At 66.1% G+C, this 20,730-nt stretch carries 17 protein-coding genes; 8 read left to right on the top strand and 9 right to left on the bottom strand.

Annotated features, from left to right (window positions below):
• Positions 1 to 13: 13 nt before the first annotated feature.
• The 5 genes from QMF22_RS10305 to QMF22_RS10285 are packed head-to-tail and all read right to left on the bottom strand — an operon-like array spanning position 14 to position 5,449.
• Positions 14 to 1,057, bottom strand: coding sequence for an FUSC family protein (locus QMF22_RS10305; RefSeq protein WP_283453187.1), 1,044 nt, complete (start codon positions 1,055 to 1,057; stop codon positions 14 to 16).
• Positions 1,058 to 1,104: 47 nt separating this feature from the next.
• Positions 1,105 to 2,247 carry a winged helix DNA-binding domain-containing protein gene (locus tag QMF22_RS10300; RefSeq protein ID WP_283453185.1) on the bottom strand — a complete coding sequence of 381 codons (1,143 nt, stop codon included), beginning with the start codon at positions 2,245 to 2,247 and terminating at the stop codon, positions 1,105 to 1,107.
• A gap of 57 nt (positions 2,248 to 2,304) precedes the next feature.
• Complete coding sequence (locus QMF22_RS10295; protein WP_283453182.1) at positions 2,305 to 3,909, bottom strand: tripartite tricarboxylate transporter permease; 1,605 nt, start codon at positions 3,907 to 3,909, stop codon at positions 2,305 to 2,307.
• Positions 3,909 to 4,448, bottom strand: coding sequence for a tripartite tricarboxylate transporter TctB family protein (locus QMF22_RS10290; protein WP_283453181.1), 540 nt, complete (start codon positions 4,446 to 4,448; stop codon positions 3,909 to 3,911). Before QMF22_RS10290 ends, QMF22_RS10295 begins: the two co-directional genes overlap by 1 nt.
• Before the next feature lie 2 nt (positions 4,449 to 4,450).
• Positions 4,451 to 5,449: a Bug family tripartite tricarboxylate transporter substrate binding protein gene (locus QMF22_RS10285; protein ID WP_502846936.1), complete on the bottom strand. Its 999-nt coding sequence runs from the start codon at positions 5,447 to 5,449 to the stop codon at positions 4,451 to 4,453.
• Between the two features lie 193 nt (positions 5,450 to 5,642).
• Here QMF22_RS10285 and QMF22_RS10280 point away from each other — a divergent pair, with 193 nt between their 5' ends.
• Together QMF22_RS10280 and QMF22_RS10275 are read left to right on the top strand one after the other, a co-directional pair.
• Complete coding sequence (locus QMF22_RS10280) at positions 5,643 to 7,322, top strand: sensor histidine kinase (protein WP_283453176.1); 1,680 nt, start codon at positions 5,643 to 5,645, stop codon at positions 7,320 to 7,322.
• Positions 7,315 to 8,001 (top strand): response regulator, encoded by a 687-nt coding sequence (locus QMF22_RS10275; protein ID WP_283453174.1) that lies wholly within the window; start codon positions 7,315 to 7,317, stop codon positions 7,999 to 8,001. Before QMF22_RS10280 ends, QMF22_RS10275 begins: the two co-directional genes overlap by 8 nt.
• Before the next feature lie 11 nt (positions 8,002 to 8,012).
• On the opposite strand, the gene sepH is transcribed toward QMF22_RS10275, so the two are convergent.
• A complete protein-coding gene (gene sepH / locus QMF22_RS10270) occupies positions 8,013 to 9,146 on the bottom strand; it encodes a septation protein SepH (RefSeq protein ID WP_283453172.1) in 1,134 nt (377 codons plus the stop codon).
• A gap of 200 nt (positions 9,147 to 9,346) precedes the next feature.
• Between sepH and QMF22_RS10265 the strand changes: the two genes are divergently transcribed.
• Positions 9,347 to 9,640, top strand: coding sequence for a DUF4193 domain-containing protein (locus QMF22_RS10265; RefSeq protein WP_092112645.1), 294 nt, complete (start codon positions 9,347 to 9,349; stop codon positions 9,638 to 9,640).
• 10 nt (positions 9,641 to 9,650) lie between these two features.
• Here QMF22_RS10265 and QMF22_RS10260 read toward each other — a convergent pair whose 3' ends face one another.
• The gene (locus QMF22_RS10260) at positions 9,651 to 10,103 is read right to left on the bottom strand and encodes a DUF3093 domain-containing protein (protein WP_283453166.1); all 453 of its coding nucleotides are present in this window, start codon (positions 10,101 to 10,103) and stop codon (positions 9,651 to 9,653) included.
• A 38-nt stretch (positions 10,104 to 10,141) separates the two neighbouring features.
• Between QMF22_RS10260 and dut the strand changes: the two genes are divergently transcribed.
• The 5 genes from dut (at position 10,142) to dxs (ending at position 17,239) form a co-directional block, all read left to right on the top strand.
• Complete coding sequence (gene dut, locus QMF22_RS10255) at positions 10,142 to 10,639, top strand: dUTP diphosphatase (RefSeq protein WP_283453164.1); 498 nt, start codon at positions 10,142 to 10,144, stop codon at positions 10,637 to 10,639.
• A gap of 35 nt (positions 10,640 to 10,674) precedes the next feature.
• Positions 10,675 to 11,265, top strand: coding sequence for a DUF3710 domain-containing protein (locus QMF22_RS10250; protein WP_283453439.1), 591 nt, complete (start codon positions 10,675 to 10,677; stop codon positions 11,263 to 11,265).
• Positions 11,266 to 11,283: 18 nt separating this feature from the next.
• A complete protein-coding gene (locus QMF22_RS10245) occupies positions 11,284 to 12,102 on the top strand; it encodes a DUF3159 domain-containing protein (RefSeq protein ID WP_283453162.1) in 819 nt (272 codons plus the stop codon).
• A 210-nt stretch (positions 12,103 to 12,312) separates the two neighbouring features.
• A complete protein-coding gene (locus QMF22_RS10240; RefSeq protein ID WP_283453160.1) occupies positions 12,313 to 15,159 on the top strand; it encodes an aconitate hydratase in 2,847 nt (948 codons plus the stop codon).
• 130 nt (positions 15,160 to 15,289) lie between these two features.
• Positions 15,290 to 17,239: a 1-deoxy-D-xylulose-5-phosphate synthase gene (gene dxs, locus QMF22_RS10235; RefSeq protein WP_283453158.1), complete on the top strand. Its 1,950-nt coding sequence runs from the start codon at positions 15,290 to 15,292 to the stop codon at positions 17,237 to 17,239.
• A gap of 108 nt (positions 17,240 to 17,347) precedes the next feature.
• Here dxs and QMF22_RS10230 read toward each other — a convergent pair whose 3' ends face one another.
• Together QMF22_RS10230 and QMF22_RS10225 are read right to left on the bottom strand one after the other, a co-directional pair.
• Positions 17,348 to 19,513, bottom strand: coding sequence for a 3-hydroxyacyl-CoA dehydrogenase NAD-binding domain-containing protein (locus QMF22_RS10230; RefSeq protein ID WP_283453156.1), 2,166 nt, complete (start codon positions 19,511 to 19,513; stop codon positions 17,348 to 17,350).
• A complete protein-coding gene (locus tag QMF22_RS10225) occupies positions 19,510 to 20,715 on the bottom strand; it encodes a thiolase family protein (RefSeq protein WP_283453153.1) in 1,206 nt (401 codons plus the stop codon). Before QMF22_RS10225 ends, QMF22_RS10230 begins: the two co-directional genes overlap by 4 nt.
• Between the last annotated feature and the right edge of the window lie 15 nt (positions 20,716 to 20,730).

The following is a 20,730-nucleotide window of genomic DNA, read 5'->3' as shown; positions in this document are numbered from 1 at the left end:
ACCGCGACCGCGCTCAGGCGCGGTCGCCGACGATCTCTTCGCGCACCCGGCGCAGGTCTTCCATGAGTGAGCCGATCAGAATCCAGTGGTCGGGGTGCGGCGTCACGATGCGCAGCGGCGCGGTCAGGGCGAGCACTTCGGGCGCCAGCGGTTGCGGCACGACCGAGGGGTCGCCCTCCGCTCGGGCGAGTAGCGCCAGGTCGTGCGCCGCCCGCGCCAGCTCCCGGGAGAAGGCCTGAACGCTCGGCTCGTACTGCAGCGACTCGTCGTAGTGATCGTGCAGGGCGCGGGTCATGCCGATCGCGCGGGTCACGAGCGTCGGCAGCCGCACGATCATGTCGTGATCGGCGTCGAGCGCCACCCGCAGCTTGGCCTTGCGCGGGTTGAGCATGAGGCTCTCCTCGGCCTGCGCGATGGCCTTCTCCGCCGACACCAGCATCGGCCGCAGCAGCCGGGCCTTGATCATCAGCTCCATCAGGTCGATCGGTGTCTGCGCGGTGCGCAGCGCCTGCGCGATGCGGTCGAAGGTGTCGGCCAGCTCGCGAGCCAGCAGGCCGACGGCGTCGCGTGCGGGCGCGACCAGCACCGGGGGAACGATGAGCGCATTGATGATCAGGGCGATTCCCGCGCCGATGAAGGTCTCAAAGATGCGGTCGAGGGCGTAGCCGGGCGTCGTGGCGCCGAGGGCGAGGACGAGCATGGCGCTGATCGGAATCTGACTGGCCGACACCGGTGACAGTCGCAGCGCCCAGGCTACGAGGATGCTCACCACGATCGTGCCGAGCACGACCCAGCTGGACTCGCCCAGGAAGAACCCGATCGACGAGGCGATGATGACGCCGCCGATGACCCCGGCGGTGCGTTCGATCGCGCGGCCGAGGGTCTGATTGACGCTCGGCTGCACCACGAGCAGGGCCGCGATCGCAGCGAAAATGGGGAGGTCGCTCGGTAGCAGCAGCTGGGAGGCGATCCAGGCCAGGCCGACGGCGACGGCCATCTTGACGACCTGCAGCATCGGGAGTCGTTTGGAGATGCGCAGGGCCGAGGTTAGTTTCACTGGTCAAGGCTAACCCGTAGACCGCACAGTGAGACGGATGCCGGCTCTCACCGGTTCGGCGTCGGTACCGGCCGAACCGGCAGCTCCAGAAACCTGGCGTAGTCGGTGACGGCCCGATCGAAGCCGCGCTGCGCCTTCTCCGCCCTCGTCCGTGCCGCGGCTGTGCTCGGCTCCTCGAACAGCGCGGCCTCGGCGGTGACCCCCACCGCGGAAATTTTCTTGACCCAGGTGCCCACGATCTGCCCGTTCGTGACTACGAGCGGCAGAAAGATGCCGTTCAGCCCGGGAACAACCCGGGTGAGGTTCTCGGTGGAGATCACGGGCGTGCGATCCCGGTACCCGAGCAGATACTCGTCGAACCCGGGCAGTGCGAGCACCGGCGTGTGCTGGCGCAGGCCAGCCGGCGCTGCGGCATCCGCTGTTTCGTCGGAGAGAAAATGGGCGCCGCCGTCGACCTGCACCTCGGTGAGGCGCTCCCGAGCCACGGCCAGGCCGATTTTCGTGTCGGCGACGGTCAGCTGCGACCACCAGACGAAGTCCGCCAGGGTCGCCGGACCGTGGCCCAGAAAATAGCGGTACACGAATTCGCCGAGGGCTTCGTCGCGCTCGAGCCTGCGTGGGTTCGGCACCCATTCGTCGAGCAGCACGAGCCCCTGCTGGGTGCCGATCTGGCGGCCCCAGCACAGGGTTCCGGTCAGGGCGAGGTGCGCGATCATGTGGTAGCCGCGCTGGCCGTCGGTCGACAGCCCGGACGCCTGCAGCATGGTCATGAAGTCGGCCCGGCTGAGCTGTTTCTGTCCGGTCAGGGCGGCGATCGCGGCTTCCCGCGCCCGCTCCAGCACGGCCGTGTCGAGACCGAGCCGCGCGTTGATGGTGCGGGTCTTCTTGAGTAGCCGTGGGGTCGTCAGGCCCTGCATCCAGCCCAGTTCCCGGGCCGGCACAAAGTGCAGCGTGCCGCGCATCGGCCAGGATCGCACGATTTCACCCGTCGAAACGGATGTCTGCAGCTGACTGCGCGTCGTGCCGGGGGAGCGCACCCCAAGGGCCCACTGTCCGGCCGGGTAGTCCTGGGCCTGCACCGCCAGCATCCGCTCGGCGACTTCGACGGCACTCGCCAACGGGTCGCCCGCCAGACCCTGGGCACAGAGGCGCAGACGAACGACGTCGGCGAGGGAGAGAGCAGCTGGCATGACACCAGTATGCTCAACTCCCGCGCCGCATTCGCCCAGGCGTGAAGTACGCTCGCGTTACTTTCCGCGCCGACTCGGGCGCACGGCCCGAATCACCCGGGCGCTACCATCGGAGGTCTGGGTGCCGAAGGCATCGAACTCCTCTTCCGGGGGCCCGTCAGTCGGCCCTGCCCCACGACCGAACCGACGACGCAGCGCCTTGATCACCGGCGGAACCACGAGGAACACCACGATAACGGTATACACGACAACCGCGAGCGGTTCGCTCAGCAGTGCGGCCGGGTCCCCGGCGCTGATCTGCAGTGCGCGGCGCAGCTGGCGTTCCATCTCCGGGCCGAGGATGGCGCCGACGATGATCGGCAGCACCGGAAACCCGAAGCGCCGAGCCATGTAGCCGAGTGCGCCCAGAAGCAGCAGGAGCACAATGTTGAATGCTTGCATGTCAGCGGCGTAGGCACCAAGCGTTGCGAAGAACAGGATGCCAGCATAGAGGTACGGCCGAGGAATGCGCAGCAGTTTCGCCCAGAGTGGTGCGAGCGGCAGGTTGAGGGCGAGCAGCAGCGTGTTGCCGATGAACAGGCTTGCGATCAGCGTCCAGACCAGCACCGGATGGGTCTGAAAAAGCAGCGGTCCCGGGGGAATGCCGTACTGGTTGAATGCGGCGATCATCACCGCGGCGGTCGCCGTGGTTGGTAGTCCAAGGGTCAACAGTGGCACCAGCGTGCCGGCCGCTGAGGCGTTGTTGGCCGCCTCAGGGCCGGCCACGCCCTCAATGGCGCCGTGGCCGAACTGCTCCGGATGCTTGGACAGCTTCTTCTCCGTCACGTACGACAGAAAGGTTGGAATCTCGGCGCCGCCCGCCGGAATGGCACCGAATGGAAAGCCGATGACCGTGCCGCGCAGCCACGGTTTCCAGGACCGCTTCCAATCGTCCTTGCCCATCCACGGCACCCCGACCGGGATCGTGGGGGGTGTGCCGTGGCGCAGGTGCGCGGCGATCCAGAGGGCTTCACCCACGGCGAACAGGGCGACGGCGATGACGACGACGTCGATGCCGCCGGAGAGCAGTGGCTGCCCGAAGGTCAGCCGCGGCTGGCCGGTGGTGACGTCGAGGCCGACCAGGCCGATGGTCAGCCCGATGAACAGCGAGGCGAGCCCACGAATGCGGCTCGAGCCGAGCACGGTACTTACCGCTACGAAAGCGAAGACCATCATGGCGAAGTATGAGGGAGCGCCGAGTCCGATCGCGATCGCCACCACGAAGGGAGCGACGAAAACGAGGGCGATGGTGGCCAGGGTGCCGGCCACGAAGGAGCCGATTGCGGCGGTCGCGAGTGCTTGTGAGCCGCGGCCGGCCTTGGCCATCTTGTTACCCTCGAGCGCTGTGACCACCGACGAGGATTCGCCCGGGGTATTGAGCAGAATCGAGGTGGTCGACCCGCCATACATACCGCCGTAGTAGATTCCGGCGAACATGATCAGCGCCCCGGTCACGTCGAGCGCATAGGTGAGTGGCAGCAGCAGCGCCACGGTCATGGCCGGGCCGATTCCGGGCAGCACGCCGACGGCGGTGCCCAGCAGCACACCGATGAGGGCGAACAGCAGGTTCTGCAGGGTCAGCGCGTTGCCGAATCCCTCCATCAACAGGGTCAGGTTTTCCATTAGAGGATTCCCGTCAGCAGGCCGGCCGGCAGGTTGATGCCGAGGCCCAGTACGAAGCCGTAGAACGTTCCGACGGCGAGAAGAATGCCGATCACGAGCGCCCAGATGAAGCGCCGTGAGCCGAGCAGCAGGGCGGAGCCGTAGAACAGCAGCGCACTGCCGATGACGAATCCGAGAAAGTCCATGGTGAGGGCGAACACGAGAATCAGGCCGCCAAGGCCGAAGACGGTGGGCCAGTGGGCCTTCTGAGTGAGGTCGATATCCTCACCGTCTTCGGCGTCGGCGTGGCCGCCCCGCAGCACAGAGATCGCCAGGGCGATCGCACACAGGCCCAGGCCGATCGCAATGATCGTCGGAACAACCTGTGGTCCCATCACGCCGGCGTTGATGGCGGTGTGACGGATGTTCGCGGTGTCGACCGCGATCACGATCGCGATTACGGCGAGCAGGGCGGCGACTCCGAGCTCGGAGCGACCGTGCAGGCGACCCTGCAGGCGGCCCTGCAGCCCGGATTCCGCGTCTGTAGTGGGGGCGGTCATGCTTAGACCAGGCCCAGGGTCTTCAGCACGTCGGCGACGCGGGTGTCCTGCTCGGTGAGGAAGGTGCTGAAGTCATCGCCGGTGATGAAGGCGTCGGTCCAGCTGTTGTCTTCCAGAACCTGCTTCCACTCGGGGCTGTCGTGCATGGCGGTGACAGCGTCAACGAGACGAGCGATTTCCGCGTCGGTCAGGCCCGGTGCTGCCAGGAGTCCGCGCCAGTTGGTGAAGACCAGGTCGATGCCCTCTTCGGTCAGGGTCGGGGCGTCGATGACCGGAACGCGCTCTTCGCTCGTGACGGCGAGCACGCGCAGGTCGCCCGACTTCACCTGCTCGAGGAATTCGCCGTAGCCGGATGCACCGAACTGCAGCTTGCCGCCGAGGATGGCCGGGAGCAGTTCGCCGCCGCCGTCGTAGGCGACGTAGTTGACGGCGGTCGGGTCGATGCCGACGGCATCCGCGAGCTGCATCGGCAGCAGGTGGTCAGGGCCGCCCGGGGAGGAACCGCCGCCGACGGCGAAAGTGGACGGGTCGGCCTTCCACGCGGTGACGAGGTCATCGATGGTCTGGTACGGGGAGTCGGCGGCGACGAAAATGGCGCCGGCCTCTTCGATCAGGCCAGCGATCGGGGTCGCGTCGGCGACCTTGGCGTCACCCTCGTTGGTGTACGCGGCGCCGACGACGCCGAGGCCCATCATGAGCAGAAAATTGGCGTTGCCGGTTTCGGTCAGGGTCCGGGCGAGGCCAACGGTTCCGCCGGCGCCGGCCAGGTTGGTGACCTCGGTGCCGGTGGCGAGGTCCAGGTCATCCATCACCTTGACCGCGGCGCGGCCGGTGACGTCATAACCGCTACCCGGGGCATTGGGGATCATGACCTGAAGGTTCTCGATCGGGCCGCCTACTGCGGCCTCGGTGTTCTTGGCGCTCGTGACTCCGCAGGCGCTGAGGGCCAGAACGACTGCCCCGGCTAGAAAAATTGTGCCCGCCGTTCGACGGGGGCGCATGGTGCGTGCTGTGATTGGCATGCTTCAAATCCTCTTCGATTTCTGGCGAGCGTCTTTGCCGGCCGGGATCAGCCTGCGTGGTGAGAGCTATCCGACACAACTTGTGGCGTTAGTGAACGTTGTGTAGCTTGTGGTTGCGTACCGGCTGGCCTGGGCAATTTCGGTTTGACCCCGCAATGAGCCATTATTTCTTATGGCCAGAGACGATCGACGAGACCGGATGCCGCGCCCGCGCGGGCCGGGCATCCGTTCGAGCCGCCTCAGCCTGACCCGGCAGCTCCTGCTGTTTCAATTAAGCCTGATCGCCCTCGTGCTCGTCGCCGTTACGGCCATCTCGCTCGAGCAGTCCCGCAGCAGCTTCACCAGCGGCGCCCAGCGACGTATGTTGACGGTCTCGGAGTACACCGCCGCCAACCCGCTCGTGCGCAGCCTGCTCGAGCGCCGAGCTGTGCCCCAGCAATTCTCCCTGCCGGTCGAGGCGCTCCGCACGACAACCGGGGTCGACCAGCTGCTCGTTACGGATGCCGCCGACCGCATTATCGCCTCACCGGCCGATCCGAGACTGCTCGGGGCCGTTCTTGCCATCGATCCAACGCCCGACGAGTCCGACGCCGCCTGGGCCGGCGTCGCCCCGATCGGCACGAACGACTACGTGGTCGCGCAGGTGCCGGTGATCGCGGACTCGGGAGAGGTCGTTGGGTCGGTCGTCGCCGCCCGGCAGTTCCCGGCCGTGGCCGAGCTGCTCGCGAGCGCGGCGCCGAACCTGCTCACCTACGTCGGGGTTGCCGGGGTGCTCGGTATTGCCGGTTCGCTATTGCTGGCTGCCCGGGTCAAACGCCAGACCCTCGGCCTCGAGCCGGAGCAGATCGGCCGGCTGGTCGAGCATCGGGATGCGATGATCCACGGCATTCGGGAAGGCGTGATCGCCGTCGACAGCGACGGACGAATAACGCTCGCCAACGACAGCGCGCGCACCCTGCTCGGTCTGCCGGCTGACGCCGAAGGCCGGGCGATCGACGCGGTCGGCCTCGACGCCGAAGCCGTGCTGGCGCTGCGACAGCAGGATGTCGGCGAGATCGACAGCGTCTTTGTGAACCGCGGGGTGCTGCTGGTGCTCAACCGGACGCTCATCTACCCGCCCCGGTCGCGGCCAGAGGTCGTCACGACCCTGCGCGACCGCACCGAGCTGGTCACGCTGCAGCACGACCTGGGCAGCAGCCGACAGGCCACCGACACCCTGCGCGCGCAAACCCACGAGTTCGCCAACCGGCTGCACACCATTTCAATGCTCATGCAGCTCGGCGACACCGATGCCGCGGTCGAATACGTCGACGCCGTTACGCGCGACCGCACCGAGCTGGATAATTCGGTGCTGACCCGCCTGCAGGAGCCGGCCGTGGCCGCACTCGTGATCGCCAAGACCTCGCTGGCGCGCGAACGCGGGGCGACTCTCGTGCTGTCGGCTGAGTCTGCCCTGAGCCGGATCGATGCAGACCTGTCCAGCGACCTTGTGACGGTGATCGGAAATCTGGTTGACAACGCGCTCGACGCGGTGACCGGAGCCCGTGAGCGCAGCGTGCGTCTCGATGTGCAGACCGGCGCGCCACCCGGTGCCGTGCGGGTGCGGGTGCGGGATTCCGGACCCGGCATCGATAACGCCCTGGTCGACCACGTGTTCGACGTGGGCGTGACTAGCAAATCGGCGCCGGGCGCCGCCGATACTCATGGCTACGGACTCGCGATTGTGCGCCTCGTTGCGACGCGACGGGGGGGAACGGTGAGCTATCAGAACGAGAATGGCACAGTGTTCGAGGCCCTGCTCCCCATCGACCCGGCCCAGTCGACCGTGGATGAGGAGCAAACCCGTGTGTGACGTGCTCATCGTCGACGACGACTTCATGGTGGCACGCGCCCACGAACGCATCGTGGCGCAGCAGCGCGGCTTTACCGTGATCGGCGTCGCGGCGACTGGGTCCGACGCGCTTGCCCAGATTGATCATAAGGCCCCGCAGCTCGTGCTCCTTGACATGTACCTGCCAGATATGACCGGCCTCGACGTAATTCGTCAGTCGAGAGAAGCCGGGCGCAACGTGGATTTCCTCGTGCTCAGCGCCGCCCGGGAAGCCGAGATGGTCACCGCCGCGCTGCAGGGCGGCATCGTGAGCTACCTGCTCAAACCGTTCAAGATCACCGAGCTGCAGTCTCGGCTGGTCGGGTACGCCGAGCGCCGTCAACTGCTCGGAAGCAGCGGCGACCTCAGCCAGAGCGATCTCGACCAAGCCTTAGGGCGGGCGTCCGCTCGGCCGGTCGACCGAGAGGTCTCCGCCCTGCCGAAAGGCCTGAGCAAGGAGACCGCGGCGCTGACCGGTGCCGCGCTGGCGGCCAGCGACCCGGACCTGGCCGCGTCGGAGTGCGCCGAACTGCTCGGCCTGTCGCGCGTAGTCGCTCGCAAATACCTGGAGTATTTCGTAACCGCCGGTCAGGCGTCGGTCAGCCTGCGTTACGGCCAGACCGGCCGCCCGCAGCGTCGCTACACCTGGCTGGCCGGCTAGCTGGGTTGGGCTCAGCCGAGGTCGTCGTCGGTGCGAGCGCCGAACACGATCTCGTCCCAGCTCGGCATCGAGGCTCGGCCGCGTTTGGGTGTTGTGCGGCCGTGGTTGGTGCGTTCCTGCGCCCTGGCGGCTTGGTTGGCCCAGGCGTTGCCGGTCGGCTCCGGCGTGGTGGCGGGCGCGGCGCTGGACTCATCTGTGACCGCTGCCTCCGTGCCGGCAGCGTCGGCCGGTGTCGCCCGACGCGGGCGCAACGGCTGTGCGGGTACCGGCACCAAAACGGATGCCGCCTCCCCGCTCAACGCCGCCTCGCGTTCGCCGCGGCGGCGACGCAGGGATTCCAGAAGGTCGGCGGTTTCGCTCATGTTCGAGGCCGGCTCGGCAGCGCGCTTGATCGCGGCCTTGGACACCGCGTCGTCCCGGCTCAGAGAGCGGGAGTACGGCACTGCCTCCAGGTTGGGGCTGGTGTCGTTCAAAATCTCGTCAGCGAGGGATTCCTTGAAGTTGAAGGCGTTGCTGTCGAACCGCGACACGTCGGCGTCGCTCGTCTCCGAGCCGACAGCGCGCAGGCGCGGAATCAGGGAGCCCTTCAGCTCGCCCTGCTGGGACAGTGCGACGGCCTCGCTGCCGACCGGCGACAGGGAATTCTTCTTCGGTTCGAAACCCCAGCGGGCGTCGTGATCGATCTCGTCGGCGGTGAACGACAGCTTGACGATCCACCCGCCGCCGGGCTCCTTCCAACTCGCCCAGCGCTCACCGGTGGCACCGAGGGAGGCGAGGCGCTCCCGAATGACGCTGCCGAAGTTGACGTTCTCGTCGATCGGGTCCGGATCGATGGCGGTGTGCACCGGAACGCTCAACGCGGAGGAGACAATGTATTCGCGTTCCGCCACGACCGGGCCTTCGAACCGGCGCACGTATTCGAGCGATGCGCCAGTGACCGCGGCAACATCCTCGGCGGACATGCCGGAGCGAATGTGCGCCTGGACTTCCCGCGGGGAGAGTTTCGGAGCGTTGACTCGTTCCGTCTGGGTTTGGCGAAGCCGGGACTGGAGAACCTCGTCAATGGCGATGCGATACCGGTCGCCATCTTCGGACGCTGCGAGCAGCGCACCGTTCTCAACCCCAATAACCTTCAATTCCTGCATGAAGACAAGCCCTCTCGCGATTACCGTTGGTTGCAAGACTGCCACGGGTTGGTGCCTTTTTGCGGGAATACGCCGGGCGTGCCGCAAGTTGTTTCTTCGTGTCCGAATAAAAAGGTTGGCGGGCGGTTTGCTATTCCGTCCGGATTGTTGGAAACTGTGCCCGCCGATTTCGTTTATCGGCGTAACTGAAATGGATGGGCATGGCAACCGATTACGACGCACCCCGAAAGACTGAAGACGACTCTGAGTCGATCGAGGCCCTTAAGGAACGTGTGCCAGACAAGATGTCCGGCAGCGTTGATGTCGACGACTCCGACAACCCCGGTGGGTTCGACCTTCCGGGCGCCGACCTGTCCGACCTGGACCTCGATGTCGTCGTTCTGCCCGCGCAGGCCGACGAGTTCACCTGCGTGAATTGCTTCCTCGTGAAGCACCGCTCGCAGATGGGACACGAGACCAAGCTCGGCACTGTCTGCCTGGAGTGCGACTCCTAAGCTTCAGCTTTTACCCCACGTTGGCCGTTCGCGATTCATTGATCGCGGCGGCCAACTCTGTTGGGTGACGGCTGGAGATGACCCAGTACGGCGCCGGATCTGTCGCATCCACGATGGGAACACGCACGACGGGGGCGATCCACCCGCGAATGAGCAGCCAGGCCCTGGCATCCAGCCGGGGACCACGCTCCTGGGTGGCTTCGGCCGCTTCGAAGACAATCGCTTCGCCGAGCAACGCGGTCGAAATCGTGGCGGGGCCGGCGACCAGCTCGCCGTTCTGCACGCGCACGACCGGTGAGGCCAGCACGAGCAGCACCACACACCCGCCGTACAGAACAGCGGCCGTGACAATGCCGGCGAACAGGGAGATCGGCACGAGCACGAGAATGCTCGCTGGTATCACCAGAGCGGTGACGATGAAGGCCCAGGCGTTGGGCCACAGTTTTTCACGGTAATCAGGCATGGCTCTATTCGATCAGATAACTGCACTACCCTCGACACGTGGCAGAAAGCGTCGAAGTCCTGATCCAGGCATCCATCCTCCCGAACTACGCACACCCCGGTGATGCCGGGGCAGACCTGCACGCGGCGGAGGCTCTCGAGCTCGCCCCTGGAACCCGTGCACTTGTCGCGACCGGCGTGTCGATCGCCCTTCCCGATGGTTTTGCGGCGTTCGTCGTTCCCCGCAGCGGTCTGGCCGTCAAACACGGCATCACCATCGTCAACGCTCCCGGAACAGTGGATGCCGGCTACCGCGGCGAAATCAAGGTGGCCCTGTTGAACACCGACCTGAACGAATCGTTCACCATCGCAGTCGGCGATCGCATCGCCCAGCTCATCGTCATGCCGGTCGCCCGCGCCACGTTCATCGCCGTCGACAAGCTGCCTGGCAGCCAGCGCGGTGAGGGCGGTTTCGGCTCGACCGGCGTTCTGCCGCGCACTCAAGAAAATGCACCAATGCCGGGCGCAGCCGCCCCGCAGACAGGAGATAACCGGTGAGTGACCTCACGAACTCGGGGGAGATCCCCGAATCCATGCCGAAATCGGCACCTGAAGACCGCGATACCGAGGGCCCGCTCGACGAGTCGGAGGCCAACCCGGTACGTCCGTACGTCGACCTCGGCGGGATTAAGATTCTGCCTCGCGAAGGACTGCACCTGCGCCTCGAAATTGAAGAGGGCAGCAAGCGGGTCGTGGCCATCGGACTCGACTTCGCCGGTTCCACCCTGCAGGTTCAACCGTTTGCCGCACCGCGCTCGAGCGGCCTGTGGCACGAGATCCGCGACCAGATCGCCGACCAGATCGGCAAGCAGGGCGGCACCACCACTCCGCGAGAAGGACCGTTCGGCCCGGAGCTCGTCGCCGAAATCCCGGTCGCGGCCGGCCAGGAAGCCGGTGGCGTCACGCGCCTTGCCCGCTTCATCGGCGTCGACGGCCCGCGCTGGTTCCTGCGCGGCGTTATCGCCGGTGAGGGCGCCATCGATCCCGATGCCGCGTTGCAGGTCGAAGACCTGTTCCGCAGTATCGTTGTCGTGCGCGGTTCGACCCCGATGCCGCCGCGCGACCTCATTCCGCTGCGCATGCCCTCTACCCCGGCCGGCGCGACTGAAACCGCCGCAGTCTGACCGGCGTCTTGCCACGCCATGAGTGACACCGCCAAAGACCAGCCCGATCAGCCGGAGCTGCCAGTCGTGCCTGCTGAACCAGGCTCGCCGGAGGCCGCCGTACCGCCGTCCACCTCCGCATTGTTCGCCGAGTCGATGGCCGGAGCGGCCCGCCGCGCCGGGTTCGGTGCGGCGACGGAGGGAGAGCCGATCAGCGGCCAAGCACTGATGAAGGCGATGGGCGGCATCCGCGGCCTGGTCGAAGCAGTGCTGCCCGGCCTGGTTTTTCTGGTCACCTATTCGCTCACCATCGACCCGTCCACCGATGTGACGAGCGATCCGATCGGCACGTTGTTGCCGTCGCTGATTGCCCCCCTTGTGATCGGTGTGGTCTTTGTGGTCCTGCGCGCGATCACCAAGCAGACCACGACCCCGGCTCTCGGCGGCCTGGTCGGAACCGCCATAAGCGTTGCGCTGGCCCTGTTTTCGGGCAAGCCGTCCGACTTCTTTCTGGTTGGCCTGTGGACCAACGCCGGATACGGTGCCGCCCTGCTCATTTCGGTACTGGTGCGCTGGCCCCTCATCGGCGTGGCCGTCGGGTTTCTAATGGGAGACGGCGTCGCCTGGCGCCTCAACGCGAGCAAGCGTCGGGTCCTGACCATTTTGACCCTGTGCTGGACCGGCCTATTTCTCGGCCGTCTGGCGGTGCAGCTGCCGCTCTACCTGGCCGACAACGTCGAACTGCTCGCCTCGATGAAGCTGCTCATGGGCATCCCGCTTTACGCGCCGCTACTCGTCGTCTCCTGGCTCATGGTGCGATCGGTTTATCGCAAAACGGATGCCGCTGACGCGGTCTGAATGACGACGGGGGAGACCTCCTCGCCCTGCTAGAGTTATCTCGACGTCAAGATAGTTGTTCGGTGAGAATTCACCAGCGCAACTCGATGGAAAAAGGCAGCCCCCGGCATCCGCTGGTTAGGCTTGCCTTGCTGGCACGAGGCTGTGCCTGCCACAAGAATTGAGGATTGCCGCCGGTATCCCGTCGGCTCCCACAACGGAGAGGGCATTGTGTCGGATTCAACGAATACCGCGGTTAATAGCTTCGGAGCCAAAGACACCCTGCGCGTCGGTTCGACGGACTATGAAGTCTTTCGCCTGGACGCGGTCGACGGTTACGAGAAGCTGCCGTACAGCCTGAAGGTGCTGCTGGAGAACCTCCTTCGCACCGAAGACGGCGCCAACATCACCGCCGAGCACATTCGTGCCCTGGGCGCGTGGGTACCGACCGCGGAACCCGACACCGAGATCCAGTACACGCCGGCTCGCGTCGTCATGCAGGACTTCACCGGCGTTCCCTGCATCGTCGACCTCGCCACCATGCGTGAAGCCCTCGTCGAGCTCGGCGGCGACGCCAAGAAGATCAACCCGCTGGCCCCGACCGAAATGGTCATCGACCACTCCGTCGTTGCCGACCTGTTCGGCACGACCGACTCGTTCGAGCGCAACGTCGAGATCGAGTACGAGCGCAACGGTGAGCGCTACCAGTTCCTCCGCTGGGGCCAGACCGCGTTCGACGACTTCAAGGTCGTCCCGCCGGGAACCGGCATCGTGCACCAGGTCAACATCGAATACCTCGCCCGCGTCACCATGACGCGTGAGGTCAACGGTGTGCTTCAGGCCTACCCCGACACCTGCGTCGGCACCGACTCGCACACCACCATGGTCAACGGCCTCGGCGTGCTCGGCTGGGGCGTCGGCGGAATCGAAGCCGAAGCAGCGATGCTCGGCCAGTCCGTCTCCATGCTCATCCCCAAGGTTGTCGGCTTCAAACTCTCCGGCATCATCCCGGCCGGCGTCACCGCAACGGATGTCGTGCTCACCATCACGCAGATGCTCCGGGGGCACGGCGTCGTGGGCAAGTTCGTCGAATTCTACGGAGCAGGCGTCGCAGCCGTGCCGCTCGCCAACCGCGCCACCATCGGCAACATGAGCCCCGAGTTCGGCTCGACGGCCGCCATGTTCCCGATCGACGATGTCACGCTCGGCTATCTGCGCCTCACCGGCCGCAGCGACGAGCAGGTCGCGCTGGTCGAGGCCTACTCGAAGCTGCAGGGCCTCTGGCACAACCCCGACCAGGAGCCGATCTTCAGCGAGTATCTCGAGCTCGACCTCTCCACGGTCGTCCCGTCGATCGCCGGCCCGAAGCGCCCGCAGGACCGCATCATCCTTTCCCAGGCCAAGACCCAGTTCGAACGCGACCTGGACAACTACGCCAACGCACCCGTCTCCCTCGTGGACGCGGCAATAGAGGGTACTTTCCCGGCCTCCGACCCGATCGGCCTCACCTCCCAGGACGAAGAGACCGCGCACAACCACGCGTTCGAGAGCGGCCTGGCCCGTGACACCAGCCACCCCACCCAGTCGCACCCGCAGCCCACCGACGTCACCCTCGCCGACGGCCGTGAGTTCACGATCGACAATGGTTCCGTCGCGATCGCGGCGATCACGTCCTGCACCAACACGTCGAACCCGTCCGTCATGCTCGCAGCCGGTCTGCTGGCCCGCAACGCGAGCCTCAAGGGCCTCAAGAGCAAGCCGTGGGTCAAGACCACGCTCGCTCCCGGTTCCAAGGTCGTCACCGAGTACTACGCGAAGGCCGGCCTGAACGGTTACCTCGAAGACCTCGGCTTCTACCTGGTCGGCTACGGCTGCACCACCTGCATCGGCAACTCGGGCCCACTCGAAGACGAAATCTCCACTGCAGTGCAGGAGAACGACCTCGCCGTCACCGCAGTGCTCTCCGGTAACCGCAACTTCGAGGGTCGCATCAACCCCGACGTGAAGATGAACTACCTGGCCAGCCCGCCGCTCGTCATCGCTTACGCCCTCGCCGGCACGATGAACTTCGACTTCGACACCGACTCGCTCGGCACCGATACCGAGGGCAACGACGTGTTCCTCAAGGACATCTGGCCCGACGCTGACGAGGTTCAGAAGACCATCGACGAGTCGATCGACTCGAACATGTTCGAGACCCAGTACGCCGGCGTCTTCGACGGCGACGAGCGCTGGCAGTCGCTCGAAACTCCCGTCGGCGACACCTTCGCCTGGGATGCCGAGTCAACGTACGTGCGGAAGCCCCCGTACTTCGACGGCATGAGCCTCGAAACCAGCCCGGTCGTCGACATCGATGGTGCCCGCGTACTCGCTAAGCTCGGCGACTCCGTCACCACCGACCACATCAGCCCCGCCGGTTCGATCAAGGCAGACGGCCCCGCCGGCCGCTACCTGGCCGAGCACGGCATCGCGCGTGGCGACTACAACTCGTACGGCTCGCGTCGCGGCAACCACGAGGTCATGATTCGCGGAACATTCGCGAACATCCGTCTGCGCAACCAGCTCCTGGACAACGTCGAGGGTGGTTTCACCCGCGACTTCAGCGTCGCCGGAGGTCCGAAGGCCGACATCTACGATGCCAGCCAGAACTACCAGGCCGCCGGAACCCCCCTCGTCATCTTCGGTGGCAAGGAGTACGGTTCGGGCTCCAGCCGCGACTGGGCAGCCAAGGGCACGAGCCTTCTCGGTGTCAAGGCCGTCATCGTGGAGAGTTTCGAGCGCATCCACCGCTCGAACCTCATCGGGATGGGCGTTGTGCCCCTGCAGTTCCCGGCGGGCCAGAGCGCCGACTCGCTCGGACTCGACGGAACCGAGATCGTCTCGGTCGCCGGTATCACCGAGCTGAACAACGGCAAGACCCCGAAGACCGTGCATGTCACCTGCGCCCCGAGCGAATTCTCGGCCGCCGGCAAGGCACCGGTCGAGTTCGATGCCATCGTGCGCATCGACACCCCGGGCGAAGCCGAGTACTACCGCAACGGCGGCATCTTGCAGTACGTTCTGCGCTCGCTCGTCTAGACCGGCACGCGCGCCGCTGGCGGGCGCTCCACCAGTACGACACCGGCGCGTAGACTCGATTCATTCGAGTCTGCGCGCTGGTTTGGTTTGATGAGCAGTCGTGGCAACATACGACGTGAAAGGACGACGAATGACTCTTCTGGAGACGATTCACGGTCCCCGGGACCTCGATGGTCTCTCGAAAGAGCAATTGCCGCAGCTGGCCGCGGAGATTCGCGCCTTTTTGGTGCGGGAGATCTCCAAGACCGGTGGGCACCTCGGGCCGAACCTCGGTGTGGTGGAAATGACCATCGCCATCCACCGGGTCTTTCACTCGCCGACCGATGCCATCGTCTTCGACACGGGGCACCAGTCCTACGTGCACAAGCTTCTCACCGGGCGGCAGGACTTCAGCAAGCTGCGGCAGCTGGGTGGTCTGGCCGGCTACCCGCAGCGGTCCGAGTCCGTGCACGACATCGTCGAGAGTTCGCACGCCTCCAGCTCGCTGTCCTGGGCCGATGGCATCTCCCGGGCCTTCGAGATCACCGGCCAGAACGACCGCCACGTCGTGGCCGTCGTCGGCGATGGAGCACTGACCGGGGGAATGACCTGGGAAGCGCTCAACAACATCAGTGATGACAACACCCGCAAGCTCATCATCGTCGTCAACGACAATGGGCGCTCCTACGCTCCGACTATCGGCGGTATGGCCCGATTCCTCAACACCATCCGCACTCGTGCCAGCTACCGGGATGCCTACCTCACCAGCAAGGACGTGTTCGATCGCCTCGGTGCGCCCGGACGCGCCGTCTGGCGTGGCGTTCGCGGCGGCATGCACGGGTTCCTCGCCCGCGTCACCAACAATGAGGCCCTGTACTCGAACCTCGAAATCAAATACATCGGCCCCATCGACGGCCACGACGTGCACGCGATGGAAGAGGCCCTGGCCCAAGCCAAGGGCTACGGCGCGCCGGTCATCGTGCACGCCATCACCCAAAAGGGCAAGGGGTACGATCCCGCGGTGCGGGACGATGCCGACCAGTTCCATGCCGTCGGACAGATCGACCCGGAGACTGGGGAATCGGTCGAAGAACCCGGCGCAGAATCGTATACCTCGGTCTTCGCCGATGAGTTGCTGCGACTGGCCATCGAGAACGATCGAATCGTCGCGATCACCGCCGCCATGCTGCGGCCCACCGGGCTGCACAAGATGGCCGAGCGTTTTCCGTCCCGCGTGCACGACGTCGGAATTGCCGAGCAGCACGCGGTCACCAGTGCCGCCGGGCTCGCCTTCGGTGGCCTGCACCCCGTCGTGGCGCTGTACGCAACGTTCATCAACCGGGCTTTCGACCAGGTGCTGATGGACGTGGCCCTGCACAAAGCCGGCGTCACCTTCGTGCTCGACCGCTCCGGCGTCACCGGACCGGACGGTCCCAGCCACCACGGCATGTGGGATCTCGCCATTTTGCAGGTCGTTCCCAATATTCGTCTGGCTGCGCCGCGCGACTCCATTCGTTTGCGTGAGGAACTGGCCGAGGCCGTCGCGGTCGACGACGGACCGACGGTGGTGCGCAACCCCAAGGGTACGGTCGGCCGCGAATTCGATGCCATTCGCCGTCTGGACGACGGCGTTGACGTGCTTCAGGAAGCCACCCAACAGGATGTCCTCATCGTGACGGTCGGTCCGATGGCAGCGATGGGGCTCGACGTGGCCGACCGGCTGGCAGCGCAGGGGATCGGTGCCACCGTCGTCGACCCACGCTGGGTCGTTCCCGTGCCGCGGAGCATCATCACCCTCGCCGCCGCTCACCGCATCGTCGTCACGATCGAAGATGGCATTCGAGTCGGCGGGATCGGCACGCGAATTCGTCAGGATCTGCGCGAGGCCGGCGTCGACACGGCGGTGACCGAACTCGGCCTGCCCGACCAGTTCCTCAATCACGGTACCCGTGCCGAAATTCTCGAGCGGGTCGGCCTCACCCCGCAACGCATCGCTCGCGATGTCGTTGCCATGGTGCTCGGAAGCAAGATTCCGAACGCCAGGCCGCTGCCGGCCGACCACACCGACACCGGTGCCATCAAGGTAACCCGTCGCGACTAGCAGCATTTACTACCGGGCCCGGGCCCGGGCCCGGAAAGCGGGCCCATGATCAATCATGGGCCCGCTTTCGTAAGGTGGGCCCGGTCGGCAGACCGGGCCCGGTTCTCGCTAGTGCTGAGCGGTTGCCGCCGGTACCGCAGCGCCGATCCCGCGGATCGGCGGGGTGTGAAACGTTCCGCCGAAGACCCGCTCGCTCGCGCCGACCCGGTCGAGGTACGGGGTGATCCCGCCCATCTGGAACGGCCAGCCGGCACCGAGGATCATGCACAGGTCGATGTCCTCGGCCGCGTGCACCACGTCGTCGTCCAGCATCCGCTTGGTCTCGTCGACGAGGCCGTCTTCGACCCGCTGCAGAATTTGCTCAGCCGTCATCGGTGTGCTGCCGCCGGCGACGATCTTCAGTGCGCCCTTGTCGAAACCGGTGCGGCGCCCCTTGCCATCGCGCTCGAGGATCTTGCCGTGATCGGCGAGCTTGTGCAGGTTGTCGCTCTCGAAGAACCGGTCCGGGAACGCGGCATGGTGCGTGTCGAGCACGTGAGCGCCCACGGTGAGGCCGACGAGCTCGAGCAGCTCGAACGGGGTCATCGGCAGCCCGAACGGCGCGACAGCGGCTTCAACGACCTCGAACGGGGTTCCGGTGTCGACGGCGTGCATGGCTTCACCGAGCAGCTTGGCCAGCACACGGTTCACGACGAAGCCGGGAGTGTCCCTGGTGATCACCGCGTTCTTGCGCAGCTTGCCGGCGATCACCATCGCGGTCGCGAGGGTGACCTGGTCGGTCTGCGGGGTGTTTACCACCTCGATGAGCGGCATGACCGCCACCGGGTTGAAGAAGTGGAAACCGACCAGTCGCTCGGGGTGGGTCAGCTTCGACCCGATCTGCTCGACCGACAGCGACGAGGTGTTCGTGGCCAGAATGGCCTCGGGCGAGATGAACTTCTCGATCTCGGCGAAGACCGACTGCTTGACGCCGAGTTCCTCGAAAACGGCCTCGATCACCCAGTCGGCATCCGAGAACAGCGACTTATCGGTCGTGCCGGTGACGAGGGCGCGAAGCCGGTTGGCTTCATCCGCTGAGATGCGGCTCTTGGTCTCGAGGGCAGCGATCTCGCCATGGATGTAGGCCACTCCCTTGTCGACGCGGGCCTGGTCGAGGTCGGTGATGACCACCGGAACCCGCAGGCGACGCACGAAGAGCAGGGCGAACTGGCTGGCCATAAGGCCCGCGCCGATCACGCCGACCTTGGTGATTGGGCGGGCGAGCTTCTTGTCCGGCGCTCCCGCGGGGCGCTTAGCACGCTTCTGCACGAGGTTGAAGGCGTAGATGCTCGCCTGCAGCTGGTCGCCGGCGATGAGACCGGCCAGGGCCACGTCCTCGCGTTCGAAGCCCTCGGCGCGGGTGCCACCCTTGGCCGCCTGCAGCAGGTCGAGCGCCACATACGGCGACTTCGCAACCTCGCCGATACGGTTCACCAGCATCTTGCGGGCGATGCCGACCGCGACGTCCCACTTGACCAGGCGCTCGATCTTGCCGGGCACATTGGGCCGGGCCGCCTTGGTCGTGCCGGCGATGACGCCGTCGGCCCAATCGATGGAGTCTTCAAGGAACCGCGCCGACGTGAACATGACATCCGCGATACCCAGCGCGAGGGCATCCGCTCCGGTGAGGGTGCGATTGTTCTTGAGCGGGTTCTCGATGATGACCTTGAGGGCGTTCTCGATGCCGATCAGGTTGGGCAGCAGGTAGGAGCCGCCCCAGCCTGGGATCAGGCCGAGAAACACCTCGGGCAGTGCGATAGCGGGCACGGCCGCGTCGACGGTGCGGTAGCCGGCGTTCAGGCCGATTTCGAGGCCGCCGCCGAGCGCGAGCCCGTTGATGAACACGAACGAGGGCACGCCGAGAGTGTCGAGCTTGCCCAGGGCGTGGTGGCCGAGCTGGCTGAGCAGCTGGCCGGCTTCGAGCGACGGAATCTCGGCGACCTTGCTGAGGTCGGCGCCGGCGGCGAGGATGAAGGGCTTGCCGGTGACGGCGACACCGTGGATCTCCCCGCGCCCGGCACGGGCTGTCAGCTCGTCCATGGTGGCGGCGAATTCGAGCAGGGTGACCGGGCCGAGCGTGTTCGGCCGGGTGTGGTCGCGCCCGTTGTCGAGGGTGACCAGGGCCAGGGTGCGGCCGCCCGAGAGCGGCACGTCGCGCACGAAGGAATGCGTGACGACCTCGTCGGCCGAGATCGCGACGAGTGAGGAGAAATCGAGGGAACTGTAGTCGGTCATCGCTTGGCTGCCTTCTTGTTGAAGTGCGGGTTTTCCCAAATTACGGAGCCGCCCTGGCCGAGGCCGACGCACATGGCGGTGAGGCCGTAGCGCACCTCGGGGTGCGACTCGAACTGGTGGGCGAGCTGGTTCATCAGGCGAACGCCCGAGGAGGCGAGCGGATGCCCCAGCGCGATCGCCCCGCCGTATTCGTTGACGCGGGGGTCTTCGTCGTCGATACCGAAGTGGTCGAGGAATGAGATGACCTGCACGGCGAAGGCTTCGTTGAGCTCGAACAGGCCGATGTCCGTGATCGACAGGCCGGCCTTGCGCAGCGCCTTCTCGGTGGAGGGCACCGGACCGAGGCCCATCACCTCCGGTTCAACGCCGGCGAAGGCGAAGCTCGTCATCGTCATTTTTACGCCGAGGCCGAGTTCCATGGCCGTGGTGCCGCTCGCCAGCAGGCAAGCGGATGCGCCGTCGTTAAGGCCGGACGCGTTGCCGGCCGTGACCCGGCCGTGCGACCGGAACGGTGTGCGCAGGCCGGCGAGGCCCTCGAGCGTGGTCTCCGGGCGTGGTGCCTCGTCCCGGGTCGCGAGACCCCAGCCGGACTCGCTGCGCGTGGCAACGGGAATCAGGTCGGGCTGAATGTTTCCGGCCTCGTAGGCTGCGGCGACCTTCTGCTGGCTGCGGAGCGCGAACCGGTCAGAGCGTTCCTTGGTGTACGAGGGGAACCGGTCGTGGATGCGTTCGGCGGTCGCGCCCATATTGAGGGCGTCTTCGCTGACCAGCCGCTCGGAGAGGAATCGCGGGTTCGGGTCGGCCCCGAAACCCATCGGGTGGCGCCCCATGTGCTCGACGCCGCCGGCGATGGCGAGGTCGTAGGCGCCGAAGCCGATCGACGACCCCATCATGGTGACGGCGGTCATCGCCCCGGCGCACATGCGGTCGATGGCGAAACCGGGAACCGATTTCGGCAGGCCGGCCAACAGGGCGGCCGTGCGTCCCAGGGTCAGTCCCTGGTCGCCGGTCTGGGTCGTGGCCGCGATCGCGACGTCGTCGATGCGTTCCGGCGGGACGCCGGCGTTACGTTCCATCAGCCCGATAATCGCCTTGACCACGAGGTCATCGGCTCGGGTGTTCCAGTACATGCCTTTTTCACCGGCGCGTCCGAACGGGGTTCGAACTCCGTCCACAAAAACGACTTCAGCTCTCTCGGCCACAATGCCTCCCGTAGG

The organism is Cryobacterium sp. PH31-L1 (genome assembly GCF_030063145.1).
Taxonomy (GTDB): domain Bacteria; phylum Actinomycetota; class Actinomycetes; order Actinomycetales; family Microbacteriaceae; genus Cryobacterium.
The sequence above is the reverse complement of the archived record's forward strand: the minus strand, read 5'-3'. Positions and strand labels throughout refer to the sequence as shown.